Origin of the sequence: Streptacidiphilus carbonis (assembly GCF_000787775.1) — a bacterium.
GTDB lineage: Bacteria > Actinomycetota > Actinomycetes > Streptomycetales > Streptomycetaceae > Streptacidiphilus > Streptacidiphilus carbonis.
In genome coordinates this window covers 21,308-41,649 of the sequence record NZ_BBPM01000049.1, presented here as the reverse complement: position 1 = coordinate 41,649, position 20,342 = coordinate 21,308, and the positions used below count along the sequence as shown (strand labels likewise).

At 73.3% G+C, this 20,342-nt stretch carries 21 protein-coding genes and 1 tRNA gene; 16 read left to right on the top strand and 6 right to left on the bottom strand.

Features of this window, described 5'->3' with window-relative positions; genetic code table 11:
• The 3 genes from TR46_RS29090 to TR46_RS29080 form a co-directional block, all read left to right on the top strand.
• Positions 1-212 (top strand): ATP-binding domain-containing protein (locus TR46_RS29090; protein WP_042407044.1); only part of this gene is annotated, 212 nt, incomplete at its 5' end.
• A 335-nt stretch (positions 213-547) separates the two neighbouring features.
• Positions 548-1,999, top strand: a complete 1,452-nt coding sequence (locus TR46_RS29085) for an NAD-dependent malic enzyme (RefSeq protein ID WP_042407043.1) — start codon at positions 548-550, stop codon at positions 1,997-1,999.
• A gap of 375 nt (positions 2,000-2,374) precedes the next feature.
• Positions 2,375-2,656, top strand: coding sequence for an HU family DNA-binding protein (locus tag TR46_RS29080; protein ID WP_030260605.1), 282 nt, complete (start codon positions 2,375-2,377; stop codon positions 2,654-2,656).
• A gap of 149 nt (positions 2,657-2,805) precedes the next feature.
• Here TR46_RS29080 and TR46_RS29075 read toward each other — a convergent pair whose 3' ends face one another.
• The 3 genes from TR46_RS29075 to TR46_RS29065 form a co-directional block, all read right to left on the bottom strand.
• Entirely contained in the window at positions 2,806-3,561 is a 756-nt protein-coding gene (locus tag TR46_RS29075; RefSeq protein WP_052433178.1) for a hypothetical protein, read from the bottom strand.
• A gap of 91 nt (positions 3,562-3,652) precedes the next feature.
• Entirely contained in the window at positions 3,653-4,984 is a 1,332-nt protein-coding gene (gene murA / locus TR46_RS29070) for a UDP-N-acetylglucosamine 1-carboxyvinyltransferase (protein WP_042407041.1), read from the bottom strand.
• Positions 4,985-5,072: 88 nt separating this feature from the next.
• Positions 5,073-5,267, bottom strand: coding sequence for a hypothetical protein (locus TR46_RS29065; protein ID WP_042407039.1), 195 nt, complete (start codon positions 5,265-5,267; stop codon positions 5,073-5,075).
• Here TR46_RS29065 and TR46_RS29060 point away from each other — a divergent pair.
• The 6 genes from TR46_RS29060 to TR46_RS29035 all read left to right on the top strand — a co-directional run bounded on the left by TR46_RS29060 (position 5,257) and on the right by TR46_RS29035 (position 12,581).
• Positions 5,257-5,835: a YqgE/AlgH family protein gene (locus TR46_RS29060; RefSeq protein ID WP_042407037.1), complete on the top strand. Its 579-nt coding sequence runs from the start codon at positions 5,257-5,259 to the stop codon at positions 5,833-5,835. The genes TR46_RS29065 and TR46_RS29060 overlap by 11 nt on opposite strands.
• A gap of 43 nt (positions 5,836-5,878) precedes the next feature.
• Entirely contained in the window at positions 5,879-6,160 is a 282-nt protein-coding gene (locus TR46_RS29055) for a DUF3039 domain-containing protein (protein WP_042407034.1), read from the top strand.
• Positions 6,161-6,220: 60 nt separating this feature from the next.
• Positions 6,221-7,876 carry a beta-N-acetylhexosaminidase gene (locus TR46_RS29050; protein ID WP_042407031.1) on the top strand — a complete coding sequence of 552 codons (1,656 nt, stop codon included), beginning with the start codon at positions 6,221-6,223 and terminating at the stop codon, positions 7,874-7,876.
• Positions 7,877-8,125: 249 nt separating this feature from the next.
• The gene (locus TR46_RS29045) at positions 8,126-8,983 is read left to right on the top strand and encodes an FAD binding domain-containing protein (protein ID WP_084719026.1); all 858 of its coding nucleotides are present in this window, start codon (positions 8,126-8,128) and stop codon (positions 8,981-8,983) included.
• The gene (locus tag TR46_RS43735; RefSeq protein ID WP_084719025.1) at positions 8,980-10,104 is read left to right on the top strand and encodes a (2Fe-2S)-binding protein; all 1,125 of its coding nucleotides are present in this window, start codon (positions 8,980-8,982) and stop codon (positions 10,102-10,104) included. Before TR46_RS29045 ends, TR46_RS43735 begins: the two co-directional genes overlap by 4 nt.
• Complete coding sequence (locus TR46_RS29035; protein WP_084719024.1) at positions 10,101-12,581, top strand: xanthine dehydrogenase family protein molybdopterin-binding subunit; 2,481 nt, start codon at positions 10,101-10,103, stop codon at positions 12,579-12,581. The genes TR46_RS43735 and TR46_RS29035 overlap by 4 nt, the downstream gene beginning before the upstream one ends.
• A gap of 114 nt (positions 12,582-12,695) precedes the next feature.
• On the opposite strand, the gene TR46_RS29030 is transcribed toward TR46_RS29035, so the two are convergent.
• Positions 12,696-13,151, bottom strand: coding sequence for a hypothetical protein (locus TR46_RS29030; RefSeq protein ID WP_152626736.1), 456 nt, complete (start codon positions 13,149-13,151; stop codon positions 12,696-12,698).
• A gap of 18 nt (positions 13,152-13,169) precedes the next feature.
• On the opposite strand from TR46_RS29030, the gene TR46_RS29025 reads away from it, so the two are divergent.
• The 5 genes from TR46_RS29025 (at position 13,170) to TR46_RS29005 (ending at position 16,852) form a co-directional block, all read left to right on the top strand.
• Positions 13,170-14,174: an FAD:protein FMN transferase gene (locus tag TR46_RS29025; RefSeq protein ID WP_084719023.1), complete on the top strand. Its 1,005-nt coding sequence runs from the start codon at positions 13,170-13,172 to the stop codon at positions 14,172-14,174.
• Entirely contained in the window at positions 14,171-14,848 is a 678-nt protein-coding gene (locus tag TR46_RS29020; protein WP_063770695.1) for a ferric reductase-like transmembrane domain-containing protein, read from the top strand. Before TR46_RS29025 ends, TR46_RS29020 begins: the two co-directional genes overlap by 4 nt.
• A 1-nt stretch (position 14,849) precedes the next feature.
• The gene (locus TR46_RS29015) at positions 14,850-16,115 is read left to right on the top strand and encodes an NADH-ubiquinone oxidoreductase-F iron-sulfur binding region domain-containing protein (protein ID WP_042407023.1); all 1,266 of its coding nucleotides are present in this window, start codon (positions 14,850-14,852) and stop codon (positions 16,113-16,115) included.
• The gene (locus TR46_RS29010) at positions 16,112-16,327 is read left to right on the top strand and encodes a ferredoxin (protein ID WP_042407019.1); all 216 of its coding nucleotides are present in this window, start codon (positions 16,112-16,114) and stop codon (positions 16,325-16,327) included. Before TR46_RS29015 ends, TR46_RS29010 begins: the two co-directional genes overlap by 4 nt.
• A gap of 66 nt (positions 16,328-16,393) precedes the next feature.
• Entirely contained in the window at positions 16,394-16,852 is a 459-nt protein-coding gene (locus TR46_RS29005; protein ID WP_042407016.1) for a GNAT family N-acetyltransferase, read from the top strand.
• 3 nt (positions 16,853-16,855) lie between these two features.
• Here the strand turns inward: TR46_RS29005 and TR46_RS29000 are convergent, their stop codons facing one another.
• On the bottom strand, positions 16,856-17,278 hold the full coding sequence (locus TR46_RS29000) for a VOC family protein (RefSeq protein WP_042407013.1): 423 nt from the start codon (positions 17,276-17,278) through the stop codon (positions 16,856-16,858).
• Positions 17,279-17,340: 62 nt separating this feature from the next.
• Between TR46_RS29000 and TR46_RS28995 the strand changes: the two genes are divergently transcribed.
• Entirely contained in the window at positions 17,341-18,318 is a 978-nt protein-coding gene (locus TR46_RS28995) for a helix-turn-helix transcriptional regulator (RefSeq protein WP_042407010.1), read from the top strand.
• A gap of 89 nt (positions 18,319-18,407) precedes the next feature.
• Here the strand turns inward: TR46_RS28995 and TR46_RS28990 are convergent.
• Positions 18,408-18,479 (bottom strand) — tRNA-Cys (locus TR46_RS28990).
• A gap of 289 nt (positions 18,480-18,768) precedes the next feature.
• Here TR46_RS28990 and TR46_RS28985 point away from each other — a divergent pair.
• The gene (locus tag TR46_RS28985) at positions 18,769-20,262 is read left to right on the top strand and encodes an MFS transporter (protein WP_084719022.1); all 1,494 of its coding nucleotides are present in this window, start codon (positions 18,769-18,771) and stop codon (positions 20,260-20,262) included.
• The last annotated feature ends 80 nt before the right edge of the window (positions 20,263-20,342 follow it).

Genomic DNA, 20,342 nt, shown 5'->3' with positions numbered 1-20,342 from the left:
GGCGGGCGGTCGCGCTGGGCAGCCTGGAGGCCAAGGGACTGGAGTACGACGCGACCGTGGTCGCCGATCCGTCCGGCATCGCCGGCGAGTCCGAGGCCGGGCTGCGGGTCCTCTACGTGGCGCTGACCCGGGCCACCCAGCGGCTCACGGTGCTCTCCGGACCGCTGGACCTGCCGGACGCCGGGGGCGTCCCGGCGCTGCTGCACGAGTAGTCAGGAACGCGAAAGGGACTCCCAACTCCGCGAAAGGGCCCCCCAACTCACCGTTGGGAGGCCCTTTCTGACGTATGTACGGCACCGACCCGCCATGCTCGCCTCGCGGCAAGTGGTCGCTCGAAGCGACTAAGGTTGGGCCCGGGGGCTTGGATCGAGCCGGTGCCGTACACCCAGACTAACAAAGCCTCCCGGGAACGCATTCCCTTCCCGCAACAAACTCTCTTCGGCTCCGCTGTGTGGAACAACATTTCCAGTTACGCGGTAGTAGGTGCGACGATCAGACCACCAAGTCAGAAGTCTGAATGAGCGCGCGTACGAGAGAAGGAACGTCGATGGCGACGGTGCCCAGTGTGTCGAACTCGATCACGGTGCGGATGGAGGTCCCGGCCCGCGGCAACGCTGTGAGCCAGGTCACCACCATCGTGGAGTCCTGTGGCGGGACCGTGACCGGCCTCGACGTGACCGCGTCAGGGCTGGAGGCCCTGCGCATCGACGTCACCATCGCCGCGGCCTCGGTCGCGCACGCGGAGGAGATCGTCGACAAGCTCCGCACCATCGAGGGCGTGAGCATCGGCAAGGTCTCCGACCGCACCTTCCTGATGCACCTCGGCGGCAAGATCGAGATGTCCTCCAAGCTGCCGATCCGCAACCGCGACGACCTGAGCATGATCTACACGCCGGGCGTGGCACGGGTCTGCATGGCCATCGCGGAGAACCCCGACGACGCCCGCCGGCTCACCATCAAGCGCAACAGCGTCGCCGTGGTCACCGACGGCTCCGCCGTGCTCGGCCTCGGCAACATCGGCCCCAAGGCCGCGCTGCCGGTGATGGAGGGCAAGGCGGCCCTGTTCAAGCGCTTCGCCGGCATCGACGCCTGGCCGCTCTGCCTGGACACCCAGGACACCGACGAGATCGTCGCCATCGTCAAGGCCATCGCGCCCGGCTTCGCCGGCATCAACCTGGAGGACATCTCGGCGCCGCGCTGCTTCGAGATCGAGGCCCGGCTGCGCGAGGCGCTGGACATCCCGGTCTTCCACGACGACCAGCACGGCACCGCCATCGTGGTGCTCGCCGCGCTCACCAACGCGCTGCAGGTGGTCGGCAAGGAGATGGGCGACGTACGGGTCGTCATGTCCGGTGCGGGCGCGGCCGGTACGGCCATTCTCAAGCTGCTGCTGGACGCCGGTGTGCGGCACGCCACCGTCGCCGATGTGCACGGCGTGGTCCACAACGGCCGCGAGGACCTCAACGACTCGCTGCGCTGGATCGCCGACAACACCAACCGCAGCGGGCGCACCGGCAGCCTGAAGGACGCCGTCCGCGGCGCCGACGTCTTCATCGGCGTCTCCGCGCCCAACGTACTGGACGGCGACGACATCGCGGCCATGGCCGACAACGCCATCGTCTTCGCGCTCGCCAACCCGGACCCCGAGGTCGACCCGGCGGTGGCCCGGCAGACCGCCGCCGTGGTCGCCACCGGCCGCAGCGACTTCCCCAACCAGATCAACAACGTGCTGGTCTTCCCGGGCGTCTTCCGCGGCCTGCTGGACGCCCAGAGCCGCACCGTCAACAGCGAGATGATGATCGCCGCGGCCCGCGCCCTGGCAGCCACCGTCAGCGCGGACGAGCGCAACGCCAACTACATCGTCCCCAGCGTGTTCCACCCGGACGTCGCCAAGACCGTCGCGGCCGCCGTCCGCGACGCCGCGCACGCGGCCGGCACGGCGCAGGCGCCGACCAACCCGGTCGCGGACACCGGGACCTTCCCCGCCGTCCAGCTCTGACCCGCCGTCCAGCTCTGACCCGCACGGGTCGCCGAGTGCCGTTTGGGGGCCATTTGGGGCCATCTGGCCCCAGGGCGTACGGTAGGCCCTGCACCGGCGTGGCGCGCCGTCCTGACGTGGCACGCCGCCCTAGAGTGTGCCGCGGGAGTCAACGAACCGTCACTGCGCGTACAGCGTGGCGCTGTTCGTGTGACGCCCGCTGAAGCCGGATTCGCTTTCCCGGCGGTGGTGGGGGCAGGATTCGTCCCAAGGCAAGAGATTTGCGCAGCCTGGGGCGTCCAGCGGAACCCCCATCGCCTGTCGGTACGGCAGTCGAGGCGGCGGTCCTCCGGGGCAGCCGAGGATCGCAACGCGACAGACCACAATGGAGTACACATGAACCGCAGTGAGCTGGTGGCCGCCCTCTCCGAGCGCGCCGAGGTGACCCGCAAGGACGCCGACGCCGTCCTGGCCGCGCTCGCCGAGGTCGTCGGCGACGTCGTCGCCAAGGGTGACGAGAAGGTCACCATCCCCGGCTTCCTGACCTTCGAGCGCACCCACCGTGCCGCTCGCACCGCGCGCAACCCGCAGACCGGCGACCCGATCCAGATCGCCGCCGGCTACAGCGTCAAGGTCTCCGCGGGCTCCAAGCTCAAGGAAGCCGCCAAGGGCAAGTAAGCCCCTGGCAGCCGCACGCAGTACGGCAACAGGAAGCAAGGCACAGCGCCGGGTCCCGCGGTCCCCCTCACAGGGGCCGGGGAACCCGGCGCTGTGCGTTTCGACGCCCTGCGGCCCGGCCCTGCGGCCCGCGGTGGGGCGGACGGGGGTTACCAGCGGATCCAGACGCTGAGCGGGCCCAGCGGGTCGAAGCCCTGGGCGAGGGCGGCGGTGAGGTCCTCGCCGTGTTCGTAGCCGACCACGGGGAGTCCCGGCCAGTGGTGTGCGGCGGCGGCGGGTGCTCCGGCCCAGGCCTCGGCGAGGCCGCCGGTGGCGGCGTCGGTGGCGAAGACATTGGTGAGGCCGACCACGCCGGCGACGACGGCGCTGCGGTTGGCCACGGCGCCGGCGATCAGCTGTCCGTCGAGGTCGCGCGCCTGCAGCAGGGCCACGTCCGGCTCGACCAGCAGCCCGTCCCGGAAGATCTCCCCGTACCCCTGCCCTCCGTCCCAGGCCGCCGCCCAGGCGGCGAGCCCGGCGGTGTCGCGGACGACCGACCAGCCCGGGGCGGCCTGTGGCCGCTGGTCCGGGGCGCGGATGATCCACTGGGCCTCGAACAGCGGTGAGAACCCGGCACCGGTCAGGTCCAGGCAGTCGAAGGAGTCCTTCACCGACGCGGTGGCCGGGGTGAGCTCGATCCGCCCCACCGCCTGCGCCCCGGTGGCCGCGTGGTCCAGCGTCACCACGTCGGGGTGGAGCGGGGGCGGGGTGCAGTCGCTGCTCCAGAGGCCGTCGGCGAAGGTCCCGCCCCCGGCGGCCGGGCCGGTGCTCCGACGGTGCGTCCGGCAGACGGCGGCGCACCATTCCGCGTTGTTCCAGGCCGCTGCCCGTATCCAGGTACGGCGGTCGGTAGCTGTCCTGATCACTCGTTGGAGTCAACCAGCGGGGACGCCCGATGGCAAAGGATTAACCAATACCGTCGGCGCCGACCCCGCTGCTGCCCCCCGCTGCCGGGTACTACTCCGCTTCGCCCGGGAGTTCCACGTGCGCGCCCAGCGCCCGCAGCTTCTCCATGAAGTTCTCGTAGCCGCGGTTGATCAGGTCGATGCCGTGCACCTTCGAGGTCCCCTGTGCGGCCAGGGCCGCGATCAGGTAGGAGAAGCCGCCGCGGAGGTCGGGGATGACCAGCTCGCCGCCCTGGAGCTTGGAGGGGCCGGAGACGACCGCGGAGTGCAGGAAGTTGCGCTGGCCGAAGCGGCAGGGCGTGCTGCCCAGGCACTCGCGGTAGAGCTGGATGTGGGCGCCCATCTGGTTCAGCGCCGAGGTGAAGCCCAGCCGGGACTCGTACACCGTCTCGTGGACGATGGACAGGCCGTCGGCCTGGGTGAGCGCCACGACCAGGGGCTGCTGCCAGTCGGTCTGGAAGCCGGGGTGGACGTCGGTCTCCAGGGCGATGGCGTTGAGCTCCCCGCCCGGGTGCCAGAAGCGGATGCCCTCGTCGTCCACCTCGAAGGCGCCGCCGACCTTCCTGAAGGTGTTGAGGAAGGTCATCATCTCCAGCTGGCGCGCGCCGTGCACATAGATGTTGCCGCCGGTGGCGAGCGCCGCGCAGGCCCAGGAGGCGGACTCCAGCCGGTCCGGCAGGGCGCGGTGGTTGTAGCCGGTGAGCCGGTCGACGCCGGTGACCAGGATGGTGCGGTCGGTGCCCATCGAGATGATCGCGCCCATCTTCTGCAGCACGCAGATGAGGTCGACGATCTCCGGCTCGATCGCCGCGTTGCGCAGCTCGGTGACGCCCTCCGCGAGCACAGCCGTGAGCAGCACCTGCTCGGTCGCGCCGACCGAGGGGTAGGGCAGCTCGATCTTGGTGCCGCGCAGCCGCTGCGGGGCGGTGAGCACGGTGCCCTGCGGGTGCTTCTCGATGACCGCGCCGAACTGCCGCAGCACGTCGAAGTGGAAGTCGACCGGGCGGCCGCCGATGTCGCAGCCGCCGAGGCCGGGGATGAAGGCGTGGCCGAGGCGGTGCAGCAGCGGGCCGCAGAACAGGATCGGGATCCGCGAACTGCCCGCGTGCGCGTCGATGTCGGCGACGTTGGCGCTCTCGACGTGCGACGGATCCAGGATCAACTCGCCCGGCTCGTCGCCCTCGTGGACCAGGACGCCGTGCAGCTGCAGCAGTCCCCGGACGACCTTGACGTCGCGGATGTCGGGGACGTTGCGGAGCCGACTGGGTTCGTGTCCGAGCAGCGCGGCCACCATGGCCTTGGGCACGAGGTTCTTCGCGCCGCGGACACGGATCTCGCCCTCGAGCGGGTTGCCGCCGTGGACAAGCAGGACATCGTCGGTCATGTTCTCGCGATCCAGGGGAGAGGGAGAAGAGCTTGGGTGGGCAGTCGTCTGCCCGTGCGGGCCTGTGAGTTGATGCCGGTCCGTCACCTCAGGAGATGGTAATCGGGTTGGCCTCGGTTCCCCACCGGCCCAGGACCTTGGTATAGGGGGACATAAACCGCAGGTCGGCGAAGGGCAGTGTGTCGAACAACACACGTACGGGGGACGGCTGTGCCGCCCGCACCCGGTCCGCGACGGTGAATTCGTTGCCCGCCCGCGAGGACTGCGGGATCATGTCGACCATGACCGAGGCCGTCTCACTCGCGGGCAGGCTGCTCGTGGCGACGCCCGCGCTCACCGACCCCAACTTCGACCGCGCGGTCGTGCTGCTGCTGGACCACGACGAGGAGGGGACCCTCGGGGTGGTGCTGAACCGGCCGACGCCGGTCGACGTGGAAGCGGTGCTGGAGCCCTGGGCGGAGCTGGCGGGCGTCCCCGCCGTGGTCTTCCAGGGCGGCCCGGTCGCGCTGGACTCGGCGCTGGCCCTCGCGGTGGTCCCGGGGGACCAGCCGATCGAGGAGATGCTCGGCTGGCGCCGGGTGCACGGCGCGATCGGCCTGGTCGACCTGGAGGCCCCGCCGGAGCTGCTGGCCTCGGAGCTGGGCTCGCTGCGGGTCTTCGCCGGGTACGCGGGCTGGGGCCCGGGGCAGCTGGAGGACGAGCTGCTGGAGGGCGCCTGGTACGTGGTCGAGTCCGAACCGGGGGACGTCTCCGTCCCCGACCCGGCCCGGCTGTGGCGGTCGGTGCTGCGGCGGCAGCGCGGGGAGCTGGCCATGGTGGCGACCTACCCCGACGACCCTTCGATGAACTAGACCCCTGCATGTCCTGGGGTGCGCGGTTCTAGACTGGAGTGCTATGAGCACCCTTGAACCTGAACCCGAGCGTGTAGGCGGCCTTGGCACCCTCGTCGAGCCGGTACCGCAGACGTCCCACGGGGACGGCGACCACGAGCGCTTCGCGCACTATGTGAAGCGCGACAAGATCATGGACAGCGCGCTGTCCGGGTCGCCGGTCGTCGCGCTCTGCGGCAAGGTCTGGGTACCCGGGCGCGATCCGAAGAAGTACCCCGTCTGCCCCATGTGCAAGGAGATCTTCGAGGGGCTCGACGGCGGCGGGGACGACAAGGGCAAGAAGTAGCAGCGCCGCTCGCCGGCTTGGTCTGGACCAATGCGGTTCGGCGGGGCAGGATGAGTCCTCATGGACCTCATACCTGCCCCGCTCGGCCTGCGCGCCGACGCTGACCAGCACTTCCTGCTCGACGCCGGGACGGGGCTGGACGGCGGTCCGGGCACCGAGGGCGTGCAGAGGTGGTTGCGCGACACCGTCGGGGCGGCGACCGGGCTGCCGCTGCCGCCCGGCGCGGGCATCGTGCTGCGGGTGGCGCCCGAGCTGGCGGACGAGGAGTACCGGCTCACGGTCGGCGCCGAGGGCGTGGAACTGGTCGGCGGCCCGGCCGGGCTGTTCTGGGGGGCGCAGACGCTGCGCCAGCTGCTCGGCCCGGAGGCGTTCCGGCGCGCCCCGCTGAAGCGCGAGGGCTGGCGGCTGCCCTGGCTGACCGTCGAGGACGCGCCCCGCTTCGGCTGGCGCGGGGTGCTGCTGGACGTCTCCCGGCACTTCCTGCCCAAGGCGGACGTGCTGCGCTACCTGGACCTGCTGGCGGCGCACAAGCTCAACGTGCTGCATCTGCACCTCACCGACGACCAGGGCTGGCGCGTCGAGATCAAGCGCTACCCGCGGCTGACCGACGTCGGCGCCGCGCGGGAGCGCTCCATGGTCGGCTACCGCTCCGGGGGCAACCGGGACAACCGGCCGCACGGCGGCTTCTACACCCAGGACGACCTGCGCGAGATCGTCGCCTACGCCGCCGAGCGGCGGATCACCGTGGTCCCCGAGATCGACATCCCCGGCCACGCCCAGGCCGCCATCGCCGCCTACCCCGAGCTGGGCAACCACGACGTCGTCGACACCGCGGCCCTGGCCACCTGGACCGACTGGGGCGTCAACCCCAATGTGCTGAACGTCGACGACGGCACGCTGCGCTTCTACGAGAACGTGCTGGACGAGGTGCTGGAGGTCTTCCCGTCGACCTTCGTCCACCTGGGCGGCGACGAGTGCCCCAAGGAGCAGTGGAGGGCCAGCCCCTCCGCCCAGGCCCGGATCAAGGAGCAGGGCCTCTCCGACGAGGACGAGCTGCAGAGCTGGTTCCTGCGGCACTTCGACAGCTGGCTGGCGGCGCGCGGGCGCCGGCTGATCGGGTGGGACGAGATTCTCGAGGGGGGCATGCTCGAAGAGCATTCGGACAAGGGCGGTGGTGGGCGACGGGAGGGCGGACTGGCGCCGGGGGCCGCCGTGTCGTCCTGGCGCGGCTACGCCGGCGGGGTGGCCGCGGCCCAGGCCGGCCACGACGTGGTGATGTGCCCGGAGCAGCAGGTCTACCTGGACCACCGGCAGGCGCCGGGCGACGACGAGCCCGTCCCGGTGGGCTGGGTGCGGACCCTGGAGGACGTGTACCGGTTCGAGCCGGTGCCCCCGGTACTGCGTCAGGACCCGGCGGCGGCCGCGCATGTGATCGGGACTCAGGCGAACCTGTGGACCGAGTTCATGGACGACGTCCGCGAGGTGGACTACCACGCCTTCCCCAGGCTGGCGGCGTTCGCCGAGGTCGCCTGGTCGCGGCTGCCGCAGGAGCCGGCGGAGCGGGACTGGGCCGGGTTCGCGGCCCGGATGGCCGTGCACCGGGCCCGGCTGGACGCGCTCGGTGTGGAGTACCGCCCGGAGTCCGGCCCGCGGCCGTGGCAGCGGCGGCCCGGGGTGCAGGGCCGTCCCATCGAGGGCGCTCCGCCGGAGGTGTGAGCGCGGTTCGGCCGTTGCGGGAGTTGCCGTCAGTGGTCCAAGGGTTCCATAAAAAGCATCAATTCGGGCAATAAGGGCGACTGGTGGCCTCCTTCGGCTGTCACCACGCAGTCGGGGGAGCGGGAGGGTGCGCAGGCCACCCGTTTGCACGTACCGTACGGGCGCGGGCTTGAAAAAGGTCGGCGGCCGAAAACGCAGCGGCGGTGTGCGGAACCCGAGCACGGTGGGACACAGGTGAACCAAACGATCATGCTCCCGGCCTCGCTGGACGAGGCTGTCACGGCGCTGGCGGCCTCCCCGGCCGCTGTTCCGGTGGCCGGCGGCACCGACCTCATGGGGGCGGTCAACGCCGGTCTGCTGCGCCCGATGGCGCTGATCGGCCTGGGCCGCATCAACGAACTGCGCGGTTGGCAGTACCAGGACGGCACGGCGCAGTTGGGCGCCGGACTGACCCACGCCCGGATGGGCCGTCCCGACTTCGCCGCGCTGATGCCCGCGCTGGCGGAGGCCGCCCGCAGCGCCGGACCGCCGCAGGTGCGCAACGCCGGCACGCTCGGAGGCAACATCGTGACCGCCGACCCGGCCGGGGACACCCTCCCGGTGCTGGCCGCGCTGGAGGCCACGGTCACCCTGGTCGGCCCGGAGGGCGGCCGCGAGGTGCCGGTCAGCCACCTGCTCACCGGGCTGGACCCGATGCGCGGCGGCGAACTCCTCGGCTACGTCAGGGTGCCGCTGCTGCACGCACCGCAGGTGTTCCTGAAGGCCACCGGACGCACCGGCCCCTCCCGGGCCGCCGCCTCCGTCGCACTGGTGCTCGACCCGGCCCGGCGCGCGGTGCGCTGCGCGGTCGGCGCGGTCGCGCCGGTGCCGCTGCGGCCGCTGGAGGCCGAGCAGTGGGTGTCCGGCTGCATCGACTGGGACGGTGACCGGGCCATAGACCCCGCCGCCGCGGCGGCCTTCGGCGAGTACGTGGCCGCGGCCTGCGTGCCCGAACCGCCGCAGGCCGACCCGGAGGGCCTGGAAGGGGGCCCGGCTGCGGCCGCGGTGCGACTGCGTCGTACCGTGTCCGTACTGGCCCGCCGCGCACTCGGGAGGGCGTTGAAGTGACGGACGCTGGAACCACCAACGCTGCAACGACCAATGCTGCAACGACCAACACCGCGAGGACCCACGCGGCGACGGCCGACGCGGCGACGACCGGCTACGGCACGGATCCGCTGGATCCGGCCTCCGGGCTGTCCGGCTTCGGCGGCGCTGACGGTTCGCCCCGGGTCTCCTACCTGCTCCGGGTCAACGGTGTCGAACGCCCGGTGAACGGTGCCTGGATCGGCGAGAGCCTGCTCTATGTGCTCCGCGAGCGGCTCGGCCTGGCCGGCGCCAAGGGCGGCTGCGACCAGGGCGAGTGCGGTGCCTGCTCGGTGCAACTGGACGGCCAGCTGACGGCGGCCTGCCTGGTGCCGGCGGCGCTGGCGGCCGACAGCGAGATCCGTACCGTCGAGGGGCTGGCCGCCGACGGCACCGCCTCCGACGTGCAGCGGGCGCTGGCCGGGAGCGGTGCGGTGCAGTGCGGCTACTGCGTCCCCGGGATGGCGATGGCCGTCCACGACCTGCTGGAGCGCAACCACCAGCCGACCGAGCTGCAGGCGCGCGAGGCGCTGTGCGGCAACCTGTGCCGCTGCACCGGGTACCAGGGCGCGCTGGCCGCGGTCGAGGCGGTGGCCAGGTCGCGGGCGGAGGCGGCCGAGGCCGCGGAGGACGCAGCCGACGCCGCCGATGACCCCGACGACGGAACCGGGGGCGCGGAACAGGCCGCCGGCGCGGTCGTTGCGGCTGAGGCGGCCCAGGCGGCTGAGGCTCCCGTCGCGGAGCCGGTCGGGCAGGCGGTCCAGGACGAGTACCCGGTCTACGCCGATGTGGAGATCCCCGGGCAGCAGCAGGGCGAGCCGGAGAACTACGACCCGCTGTTCGGCCCCATGGACGGACTGGGCGCCGAGCAGCAGTTCACCCAGCCGCAGGCCCAGCCGCAGTACGCGTACCCGGGCTACGCCCAGGCGCCGCAGCCCGAGCCGTACCAGGCCGGCTACCCGCAGCCGGGCCACCCGCAGCCGGAGTACCCCGGTCCCGGCACGCCGCCCGAGGGGGCCGAGCCCGGCGTCTACGTCCTGCCGCACCAGGGCACGCCGCAGGGCATGCACCAGAACACCCACGCCCCGGAGGCCGGAGCATGACCACCCCCTCCAGCTCCGGCGACGACAACCTGGTCGCGCCGGGCCCCGGTGTCCGGCAGGGCGACCCCGGCAGCGCCACCGGCGCCGCGCTGGGCGGGGGCCCGGCCGGGGCCGGGACCGCCACCACGGTGGGCGGCGGCACGCTCACCCAGCCGCGGATCCCCGCGCAGGCCGCCGAGCACGGCGAGCGCGCCGACGGGACCGACACCGCCGAGCCGATCGGCCTCGGCACCTCGCCGGTCCGCGCCGACGCGCTGGCCAAGGCCATGGGCACCTTCCCCTACGCCGCCGACCTCTGGGCCGAGGGCCTGCTCTGGGGCGCGGTCGCCCGCTCCCCGTACGCCCACGCCCGGATCCTCTCCATCGACTACGGCCCGGCCCTGGCCATCCCCGGCGTCTACGCCGTGGTCACCGCCGCGGACCTGCGGCTGGGCCCGACCGGGCTGGCGGACGGCGCGCCCAGCGGGCCGATCGTCCAGGACCGCCCGGTCTTCGCCGCCGACGTGGTGCGGCACTTCGGCGAGCCGGTGGCCGCCGTCGCCGCCGACCACCCGGACACCGCCCGGCTCGCCGCCGCCGCGATCACCGTCGCCTACGAGCCGATGGAGCCGCTGACCGACCCGGAGGCGGCGTTCACCGCCCCGCCGATCCACCCCGACGGCAACCTCTTCCGGCACCAGCCGGTGCGCTTCGGCGACCCGGAGGCGACCGGCGACGTGGTGGTCGAGGGCCTCTACAAGGTCGGCCGCCAGGATCCCGCTCCGATCGGCGCCGAGGCCGGCCTGGCCGTGCCGCGCCCGGACGGCGGCGTGGAGCTGCACGTCGCCAGCACTGACCCGCACGGGGACCGGGACCGGGCCGCGCACTGCCTGGGACTGGACCCGGACCGGGTCCGACTGGTCGTCAGCGGCGTCCCCGGCGCCACCGCGGACCGTGAGGACGTCGGCTTCCAGGTCGCCCTCGGGCTGCTCGCGATCCGTACCGGGCACCCGGTGAAGATGGCGCTGACCAGGGAGGAGTCCTTCCTGACGCACCCTCACCGGCACCCCGCGCTGCTCCGCTACCGGCACCACGCCGACGCCGAGGGCCGGCTGGTCAAGGTCGAGGCCCAGCTGCTGCTGGACGGCGGCGCCTATGCCGAGGTGTCCAGCGAGGCGCTGGCGGCGGCCGCCGCGATGGCGGCCGGACCGTATGTGGTCCCGCACGTCTTCGTGGACGCCTGGGCGGTGCGCACCAACAACCCGCCGGCCGGCCGGATGCGCGGCGAGGGCGCGCTGCAGACCTGCTTCGCCTACGAGTCCCAGCTGGACCGGCTGGCGGCGGCGCTGGACCTGGACCCCTTGGAGATCCGTCGGCGCAACGCCATGTCGACCGGCGACCAGCTGCCGACCGGCCAGGCCGTCACCTGCCCGGCCCCGGTGGCCGAACTGCTGGACGCCCTGGCCGCCGAACCGCTGCCGCCGCTGCCGGTGGACCAGCCCGACGACGAGTGGCTGCTGCCCGGCGGCCCCGGCGGCGCGGGCGACCCGGCCGCCGTGCGGCGCGGCATCGGCTACGCCGTCGGCATGGTGCACATCCTGGGCGCCGAGGGCACGGACGAGGTCTCCACCGCCTCGGTCCGGGTCAGCGGCTCGCAGGCCTCGGTGATGTGCACGGCCGTGGACACCGGCACCGGGTTCTCCACCCTGGCCCGGCAGATCGTCCAGGACGTGCTCGGCATCACCGACGTCTACATCGCCCCGGTCGACACCGACCAGCCCCCGGCCGGACCCTCCGCGCGCGGACGGCAGACCTGGGTCTCCGGCGGCGCGGTCGAGCGGGCCGCGCTGATGGTGCGGCACCAGTTGCTGCAGCCGCTGGCCATGCAGTTCGGGATGTCCCCGGAGCTGCTGACCATCAGCGACGGCAAGATCACCTCCTACGACGGGGTGCTGGGCATGCCAGTGCTCCAGGCGCTGGAGGGCAAGGACCTGTGGGCGACGGCGCAGTGCCGCCCGCACCCCACCGAGCCGCTGGACGCGGAGACCGGGCAGGGCGACGCCTTCGTCGGACTGGCCTTCTGCGCGATGCGCGCGGTCGTGGACGTGGACGTGGAGCTGGGCACGGTGCGGGCGGTCGAGCTGGCGGTGGCCCAGGACGTCGGCCGGGCCCTCAACCCCGAGCAGATCGAGGCCAGGATCGAGGCCGGGGCCACCCAGGGCCTGGGCCTGGCGCTGATGGAGGACCTGGTCAGCGAGGGCGGCCGGATCTCCAACGCCTCCTTCACCCGCTACCGGCTGCCCACCTCGCTGGACGCGCCCTCGATCCGGGTGGTCGCGCTGCTGGAGGAGCGCGACGTGGTCGCCCCCTTCGGCGCCAAGGCCGTCGGCGCGGCCCCCGCGACGGTCGCCCCGGCAGCGGTCGCGGCGGCGGTCCGGGCGGCCACCGGGCGGCAGATCAACCGGCTGCCGATACCGGCCGAGGACGTCGCCGGGTAGCCGGCGCGGGCCGCCGTCCCGGCGGTCCGGTGCGGCGGTCCGGTGCGGCGGTCCGGTGCGGCGCGGATAACGGGCCGATCACGGCGGAACGCTCAGGTGCAGCTCATAGCCCTCTCACAAAGCCCCCGCAGGGTGGTGCTCGACGGACCAAGGTCCGCACCATCCGAAGCGAAGGGATCGCGTGATGGCACGGAAAGCAGGGCGTACCCCTGAGAGCGCTCGTAAGGGGGCGAACCGCACCTCGGCGGTGAGCGCGGGCGTCGCCGTGGTGAGCGTGGCCGGGACCCTGGCGCTGATGGCGTCCATGCCGGCGAGCTCGACCACAGCGAGCTCGACCACCGCGAAGAGCAGCGCGACCACGGCGACGAGCTCACCGAGCGCGTCCTCCTCGACGCCGCCGTCCTCCTCGGCGTCGAGCTCCGACTCCTCGTCGAGCTCGACCTCGTCCAGCACGAGCGGGCTGGCAACGCCCAGCTCCACCCCGAAGGCGAGCAGCAGCAGCGCGTCCAGCTCCACGGGCTCCAGCAACAGCAGCAACAACAACAGCGGTTCCGGCAGTACCTCCGACACCACCTCCGGGGGTTCCTGATGAGCGCCGCCACCGCCGCTCCAGCCGCTCCCGCCGCTGCGTCCGCGTCGGCCTCCGCCGACTGGCGCGCGCTCGGGTGCGCCGTGCGCCTGGTGGTCACCGACCCGCGCCGGCTGGACCACTGCCGCCACACGCTGGAGCGGTGGCTCGCCGAGGTCGACGCCGCCTGCAGCCGCTTCCGTGACGACTCGCACCTGGTCGGCCTGAACACCGCGGCGGCCTACGCCGACGGGCACCCCGTACCGGTGGTCCCGCTGCTCTCCGAGGCCCTGGCCGCCGCCCTGCGGGCGGCCGAGCTCAGCGACGGCGACGTCGACCCCACCGTCGGCTCGGCGATGGCGGCCATCGGCTACGACCGCGACTTCCAGCTGGTCGAGCGCGAGGGCCGCCCGGTCCGGCTGCTGGTGCGGCCGGTGCCGGGCTGGCGCAAGGTCGTGCTGGACCCGGCGGCCGGCACCGTCGCCATGCCGCGGGGTGTGCGGCTCGACCTCGGCGCCACCGCCAAGGCCTGGGCCGCGGACCGGGCCGCCGCCCGGCTCGCCGCCGACGCCGGCTGCGGTGTCCTGGTCAGCCTGGGCGGCGACACCGCCGTGGCGGGGGAGCCCCCGGAGGACGGTTGGCGCATACGCGTCCAGGACGCGACCGGCCCGGTCGAGGCCGCCGTCGAGGGCCCCCACGCACTGGTCACCATCCGTGACGGCGGCCTGGCCAGCTCGGGCGTGAGCGCCCGGCGCTGGCACCGCGGAGGTCGCCCGATCCACCACCTGGTCGACCCGCGCACCGGACTCCCCGCCGAGACGCCCTGGCGCACCGTCAGCGTCGCGGCCGGCAGCTGCCTGGACGCCAACACCGCCAGCACCGCCGCGATGGTGCGCGGCGCGACGGCCCCCGAGTGGCTGACGGAGCTCAGCCTGCCGGCCCGGCTGGTCGCCGCCGACGGCAGCGTCACCACCGTGGCCGACTGGCCCGCCGACGCCGAGGTGCCGCAGGGGGTGGCGGCATGAGCTCCTCCTCACCCGTGCTCTGGTACGCGGGCCAGGCCACCGGCATGGTGTCGCTGGCGCTGTTCTCCGCGGTCACCGTGCTGGGCGTGATGGTGCAGGTCAGAACCACGGTGCCGGGGCTGCCCCGGTTCGGCACGGTCACCCTGCACCGCACCCTGTCGATGCTGGCGATGGTGTTCCTGGCGATCCACATCGTGACCGCCGTCGCCGACTCCTATGTCGACATCAGCCTGGTCGACAGCGTCGTCCCGTTCGTCGGCGACTTCCAGCCGCTGTGGCTGGGCCTGGGCACGGTCGGCTTCGACCTGCTGCTCGCCGTGATCGTCACCAGCATGCTGCGGGCCAGGACCGGCCACCGGGTCTGGCGTGCCGTGCACTGGCTGGCCTACGCGTCCTGGCCGGTCGCGGTGGTGCACGGGCTCACCCTGGGCTCCGGCACCGGTGGCATGGCCTCGGGCGTGGCGCTGTGGCTGACCGCGGCCTGCGTCGTCGCCGTGCCGGCCGCCGTCGCCGTACGGATCACGGCCGCGCTGCGGCCCGCCGCGCCGAGGACCCCGGCCGAGCTGCTGGCCCGTTCGACCACGGTCGGCGCCCGGCCGCCGTCGCCCCGGCACCGCGAGTACGCCGCCACGGGCGTCGGAACCGGCGCCGGCGCCCACCGGAAGGGAGCCTGACATGACGACAATTCCCCGGCCCGCAGCGGCCGTCCCGCACGAGGTACTGCCCCGCCTGCTGCCGCGTACCCCGCTCGACCTGGCCGCCCACACCGCCCGGTACGGCCCCCGTGCCGGCACCGGTGCACTGTCCGCGGTGCTCGCCGAGGCCGGGCTGACCGGGCGCGGCGGAGCCGCCTTCCCGGTGCACCGCAAGATCGACTCCGTCGCCGCGGCCGCCCGCCGCAGCGGCAGGGCCCCCGTCGTCGTCGCCAACGGCTGCGAGGGCGAACCGGCCAGCCACAAGGACGCGACCCTGCTGCGGCTCGCCCCGCACCTGGTCCTGGACGGGCTGCTCACCGCCGCCGACGCGATCGGCGCGCGGACCGCGCACCTGGCCGTGGAGCGGGGCAGCGGCCTGCTGCCGGGCCTGCGCGCGGCGCTGTCCGAGCGCCCCGGCGACCGGGTCTCGCTGGCCGAGGTGCCGCGCCGCTTCATCTCCGGGGAGTCCTCCGCGCTCACCGGCTACCTGTCCGGCGGCAACGGCCTGCCCCGCTTCCCGCAACCGCCGACCCGCGAACGCGGCGTCGGCGGGGCGCCCACCCTGGTGCAGAACGTGGAGACGCTCGCCCAACTCGCCCTGATCGCCCGCTACGGCCCCGGCTGGTTCCGCACCGCCGGCACCTCGGCGGAGCCGGGCTCGATGCTGTGCACCGTCCACACGGCCGGCACCGCCCCCCGGGTGTTCGAGGCCTCGGCCGGGACGCCGCTGCGCCGCCTGTTCGGTCCGCTCCCGTACCCGGTCCAGGCGGTGCTGGTCGGCGGCTACCACGGCAGCTGGCTCCCGGCCGCCGCGCTGGAACGCCGCCTCGCCGCGGCCGACCTCGGCGTCCCGCTGGGGGCGGGCGTGCTGGCGGCGCTGCCCGCCGACCGCTGCGGGCTGGTCGAGACGGCGCGGGTGCTGCGCTACCTGGCGCTGGAGTCGGCCGGGCAGTGCGGCCCCTGCCTCAACGGCCTGCCCCGGATCGCCGCCGCCTTCGCCGACCTGGCCGACCCGTCCCGCGCGGCCTGGGCGCCCGGGCTCCTGGACGACCTGGCCCGCTGGTCCGGCCTGGTCGAGGGGCGCGGCGTCTGCCACCACCCCGACGGCACGGTCCGGCTGGTGCGCAGTGCCCTCACCGTCTTCGCCGCCGAGGCCTACGCCCACCAGTCCGGCCACTGCACCGCCGGCAACCCCACCGCCGTACTCCCGGTCCCGTCCGAAACCGCCCCGGAGGCCCTGAGATGACCCCCGACCTGCACCTCGCCGTCGACTGGACCGCCTGCACCGCCCACGGCCTCTGCGCCGAACTCCTCCCGGAGCGGGTCACCCTGGACGAATGGGGCTACCCCCTGCTGGACGACACCCCGCTCCCGCGCGAAGCCGTCCGCCGCGCCGGCCGAGCCGCCGCCGACTGCCCGGTCCTCGCCCTGAAGCTCCGCCGGAACGCCGGGCGCTGACGGTTGTCAGTGCCGGGGATCGGCGTTCGGGTGCGAGAGCTGGGATCCGCTCGTAGCCTCGGCGGCATGACACCTGCTTTTGTGCCCGACGGCTTCGTGGTTCCGCTGGAGTTGACGACGCGGCAGTTCCGGCTGGAGCCGTTGGGGCCCCAGCACAACGTCGACGACCACGCCGCCTGGAGCGGCAGCATTGAGCACATTCGGGCGACACCGGGCTTCGGTGGCCGGGGATGGCCACCGGCGGCCGGGATGACGCCGCAGGCGAACCTCGTCGACCTGCAGCGGCATGCGGACGACTTCGCCCGGCGGGTCGGCTTCACGTACACCGTCATCGAGGCCGTCGGCGGTGAGGTGATCGGATGTGTCTACATCTACCCCTCCCGCAGCGAAGGCCACGACGCCGACGTGCGCTCCTGGGTCCGGGCCGACCGGGCCGAGCTGGACGCCCCGCTGCACGAGGCCGTGATCACCTGGCTGTCCACCGACTGGCCCTTCGGGAAGCTCGCACATCACCCTCGGGCCTGAGCGTCAGCGCCGGGCGGACTTGGCGACGGCCGCCGGGGTCACCGGAGTGAAGAGGTTGACGAGGTTGCCGTCCGGGTCGCGGAGGAGCAGGGAGCGGTTGCCCCACGGCATGGTCGTCGGCTCGTTGACGAAGTCGTCGGTGAACTGCTTGATCCTGTCGTACTCGGCGTCGACGTCGTCGACGAGGAACTCGATGATCGCCGAGCGGTTGTCGGCCGGGTGGGCCGAGCCGGGCGCGAAGAGCGCCACGGTTCGGGTGCTGCCGAGCGCCAGGGTGCCCGCCGGGGTCTCCAGCTCGGCGAAGTCGGGCGTGGACCAGTGCACGGGCAGGCCGGTGACCTGCTCGTAGAACCCGGCGAGGCGGGCGACGTCGTCGGTGATGAGGCGGAGGGACACGAGGCTGGCTGTGTGGGTGTGAGTCGTCATGTCCTGCACGTTAGGACGAATACCGGACAGTATCCGCCCGGTATCGGCGGGACAATCGATCCATGACCCGACCGACCGTGCGAGTGCTCGCCCTCCTGGAGATCCTGCAGACCGGCGGCACGCGTACCGTCGGCGAGCTGGCGGACCGGCTCGGCGTCGACGAGCGCACCGTCCGCCGCTACGCCGCCCACCTGGCCGACCTCGACATCCCGGTCCGTTCGGTGCGCGGCCGCTACGGCGGGTACCGGCTGGCGCCCGGGTACCGCATGCCGCCGCTGATGCTCACCGACGAGGAGGCGCTGGCGGTGCTGCTGGGTCTGACCGCGGCGCGCCGGGCCGGACTGGCGACGGCGTCCGCCGCCGCGGCCGAGAGCGCCGCCGCCAAGCTGCAGCGGGTACTGCCGCAGGCGCTCGGACGCCGACTCGCCGCGCTGCTGCAGACCACCGCCTTCACCCTCCCGCCCCGGCCCGCGACCACCCCGGAGACAGGGGTGCTCCTGCTCCTCGCCGAGGCGGCGCGGGACCGCCGCCCGGTCGCCCTCGACTACACCGCCGCGGACGGCCGACGCACCGAGCGCACCGTCCACCCGTACGGGATCGTCGCCCACTCCGGACGCTGGTACGTCACCGGAGCCGACTCGGCCAGCGGCGGGATCCGCAACTTCCGCCTCGACCGGGTGGCCGACGCGCGACTGCTGGAGGGTGTCTTCGACGTCCCGGACGACTTCGACCCCGCTGCCAGGGTCCTGTCCGGCATCGCCGGGGCCCCGCGCCGCCACGAGGTCTCGCTCCGGGTCCAGGGCACGGCCGACCAGGTCGCCGCCCGCTTCCCGGCCGGGATCGCCACCGTCCAGGACGCCCCGGACGACGACGGCTGGGTCCGGGTGCGGCTGCGGGCCGAGGAACTGCACTGGGTGCCGGGCGTCCTGGCCGCCCTGGGCCTGCCCTTCGTCATCGAGCGCCCGGACGCCCTGCGCGGGCTCGTCCGCTCACTCGCCGCACAACTCACCGCCGCCGCGGGCGAGGACGGGCCAAGATGACCGGAATTACCGCGGGAAAATTGCATGGGAATTTCCGGGCGGTCGAATTCCCCGACCGTCCGGAAATTGTTTCTGCGACAAACCATGGGAGGCCATGACCGGATTCGAACCGGTGTAAACCGCTTTGCAGGCGGTCCCCTGAACCACTCGGGCACACGGCCGTGACTGGGGTGGTGCTGCAGGGTGGTGCGAGGGCGAAGCCGAGGATGCTTCAGCTGATGGCGGGACAACAACACGCCGTACAGCGGAACCGGGTGCGACGGGCGGCGATGTGAACCAGGCTGCTGGTGTTCATCGGTCCTCCCTCAGGTCGCCATTCCCGTACCGCTCGATGCATTCGACTCTACGGTATTCACCCCCGTATTCGTCAACACCTTCCGGGGAATTCAATGGGTCCTAGGGCGGAAGGATGAGCGGCCCTCGGTCGCACGACAGGGGTCAAGGCCGCAGATGACCCTTACACTCGCTTCAGTGACCACCCAGACCACCCACCCCGCAGCGACCGACGGCGAGCTCGGCCAGGACAACGGCAGCGACACCGTCATGAGCGGCCGCTACCGCGCCCTGACCCTCGGCATCGTGTCGACCGTGCTGCTCGTCGCCTTCGAGGCCATGGCAGTGAACACCGCCATGCCGGTCGCAGCCCGGGCCCTGCACGGGTTCGGCCTGTACGCGTTCGCCTTCTCCGGGTTCTTCACCGCCAGCCTGCTGGCGATGGTGGTCTCCGGGGAGTGGTGCGACAAGCGCGGTCCGCTGGGACCGCTCAGCGCCGGTATCACCGCCTTCGCGACCGGACTGCTGATCGCCGGCACCGCCCAGGACATGGGGGTCTTCGTCGCGGGCCGGGCGGTCCAGGGGCTGGGCGGCGGGCTGGTCATCGTCGCGCTGTACGTGGTGGTCGGCCGCGCCTACCCGGAGCGGCTGCGCCCCTCGGTCTTCGCCGCCTTCTCGGCGGCCTGGGTGCTGCCCTCGATCGTCGGCCCGGTGATCTCCGGGACGGTCACCCAGCACCTGGGCTGGCGCTGGGTGTTCCTGTCCATACCGGTGCTGGTCGTGCTGCCGGTCTCGGTGATGCTCCCTCAGCTCCGCCGGCTCCAGGCCCAGGACGGCTCCCAGCGCAGTTGGGCGCTGAACCGCGGCAGGCTGCTGTTCGCGCTGGCGCTGGCCGTCGGCGCCGGGCTGCTGCAGTACGCGGGGCAGCTGCTGGACCTCTACGCGCTGATCCCGGCCGCGGCCGGACTGGGCCTGCTGGTCCCCGCCGTGCGCCGGCTGCTGCCGCGCGGCACCTTCCGGGCCGCCCGCGGCCTTCCCACCGTGATCCTGCTGCGCGGCGTCGCCGCCGGGGCCTTCTTCGCCGCTGAGTCGTTCATCCCGCTGATGATGGTCACCCAGCGCGGGCTGTCGCCGACGCTGGCCGGGCTCTCGCTCACCAGCGGCGGGCTGAGCTGGGCGCTGGGCTCCTGGATCCAGGGCCGTTCCTGGGCCGACCGGCACCGCGGGCTGCTGATCCGCACCGGCTTCCTGATGTGCGCCGCAGGCATCGCCGGGGCGGGCCTGGCCCTGGTCCCGGCCGTCCCCGCGTACGCGGTCGCCTTCGCCTGGGCCGTCGGGGGCATGGGGATGGGGCTCACCATCGCCAGCGTCGGCGTGCTGATGCTGGGGCTGTCGGACGCCGACGACACCGGCGAGAACTCCGCCTCGCTCCAGGTCAGCGACGCCCTGGGCAACGTCCTGCTGGTCGGTTTCGCCGGTGTGCTCTTCGCACTCGTCGGCACGGACACCCGTGGCGGATTCGCTGCGATCTTCGCCACCATGGCCGCGATCGCCCTGGTCGGAGCGGCGATCTGCGGGCGGACGGCGAAACGGCGCGGCTCCTCCAATTTCCCGGGGAGCGACCCCCCGGACCCCCACGGACCCCGCCGGCGGTCGGCGTCGTCCGGATGAAACCGGCCGGGCGAAGCTGAATGAAGACGCGGGGACGACATGTCGTCCCGGTAGGGTAGGCGGGTTGTCCGACGACCCTT

Coding starts and splice junctions, on each gene's coding strand:
- TR46_RS29045 (WP_084719026.1), top strand. CDS start 8,126: ATGCTCCCGGCCTCGCTGGACGAGGCTGTCACGGCGCTGGCGGCCTCC.
- TR46_RS29065 (WP_042407039.1), bottom strand. CDS start 5,267: ATGGTCGACATGATCCCGCAGTCCTCGCGGGCGGGCAACGAATTCACC.
- TR46_RS29055 (WP_042407034.1), top strand. CDS start 5,879: ATGAGCACCCTTGAACCTGAACCCGAGCGTGTAGGCGGCCTTGGCACC.
- TR46_RS29035 (WP_084719024.1), top strand. CDS start 10,101: ATGACCACCCCCTCCAGCTCCGGCGACGACAACCTGGTCGCGCCGGGC.
- TR46_RS28995 (WP_042407010.1), top strand. CDS start 17,341: ATGACCCGACCGACCGTGCGAGTGCTCGCCCTCCTGGAGATCCTGCAG.
- TR46_RS29020 (WP_063770695.1), top strand. CDS start 14,171: ATGAGCTCCTCCTCACCCGTGCTCTGGTACGCGGGCCAGGCCACCGGC.
- TR46_RS29085 (WP_042407043.1), top strand. CDS start 548: ATGGCGACGGTGCCCAGTGTGTCGAACTCGATCACGGTGCGGATGGAG.
- TR46_RS29010 (WP_042407019.1), top strand. CDS start 16,112: ATGACCCCCGACCTGCACCTCGCCGTCGACTGGACCGCCTGCACCGCC.
- TR46_RS29005 (WP_042407016.1), top strand. CDS start 16,394: ATGACACCTGCTTTTGTGCCCGACGGCTTCGTGGTTCCGCTGGAGTTG.
- murA (WP_042407041.1), bottom strand. CDS start 4,984: ATGACCGACGATGTCCTGCTTGTCCACGGCGGCAACCCGCTCGAGGGC.
- TR46_RS28985 (WP_084719022.1), top strand. CDS start 18,769: ATGACCCTTACACTCGCTTCAGTGACCACCCAGACCACCCACCCCGCA.
- TR46_RS29000 (WP_042407013.1), bottom strand. CDS start 17,278: ATGACGACTCACACCCACACAGCCAGCCTCGTGTCCCTCCGCCTCATC.
- TR46_RS29015 (WP_042407023.1), top strand. CDS start 14,850: ATGACGACAATTCCCCGGCCCGCAGCGGCCGTCCCGCACGAGGTACTG.
- TR46_RS29080 (WP_030260605.1), top strand. CDS start 2,375: ATGAACCGCAGTGAGCTGGTGGCCGCCCTCTCCGAGCGCGCCGAGGTG.
- TR46_RS29025 (WP_084719023.1), top strand. CDS start 13,170: ATGAGCGCCGCCACCGCCGCTCCAGCCGCTCCCGCCGCTGCGTCCGCG.
- TR46_RS29050 (WP_042407031.1), top strand. CDS start 6,221: ATGGACCTCATACCTGCCCCGCTCGGCCTGCGCGCCGACGCTGACCAG.
- TR46_RS29060 (WP_042407037.1), top strand. CDS start 5,257: ATGTCGACCATGACCGAGGCCGTCTCACTCGCGGGCAGGCTGCTCGTG.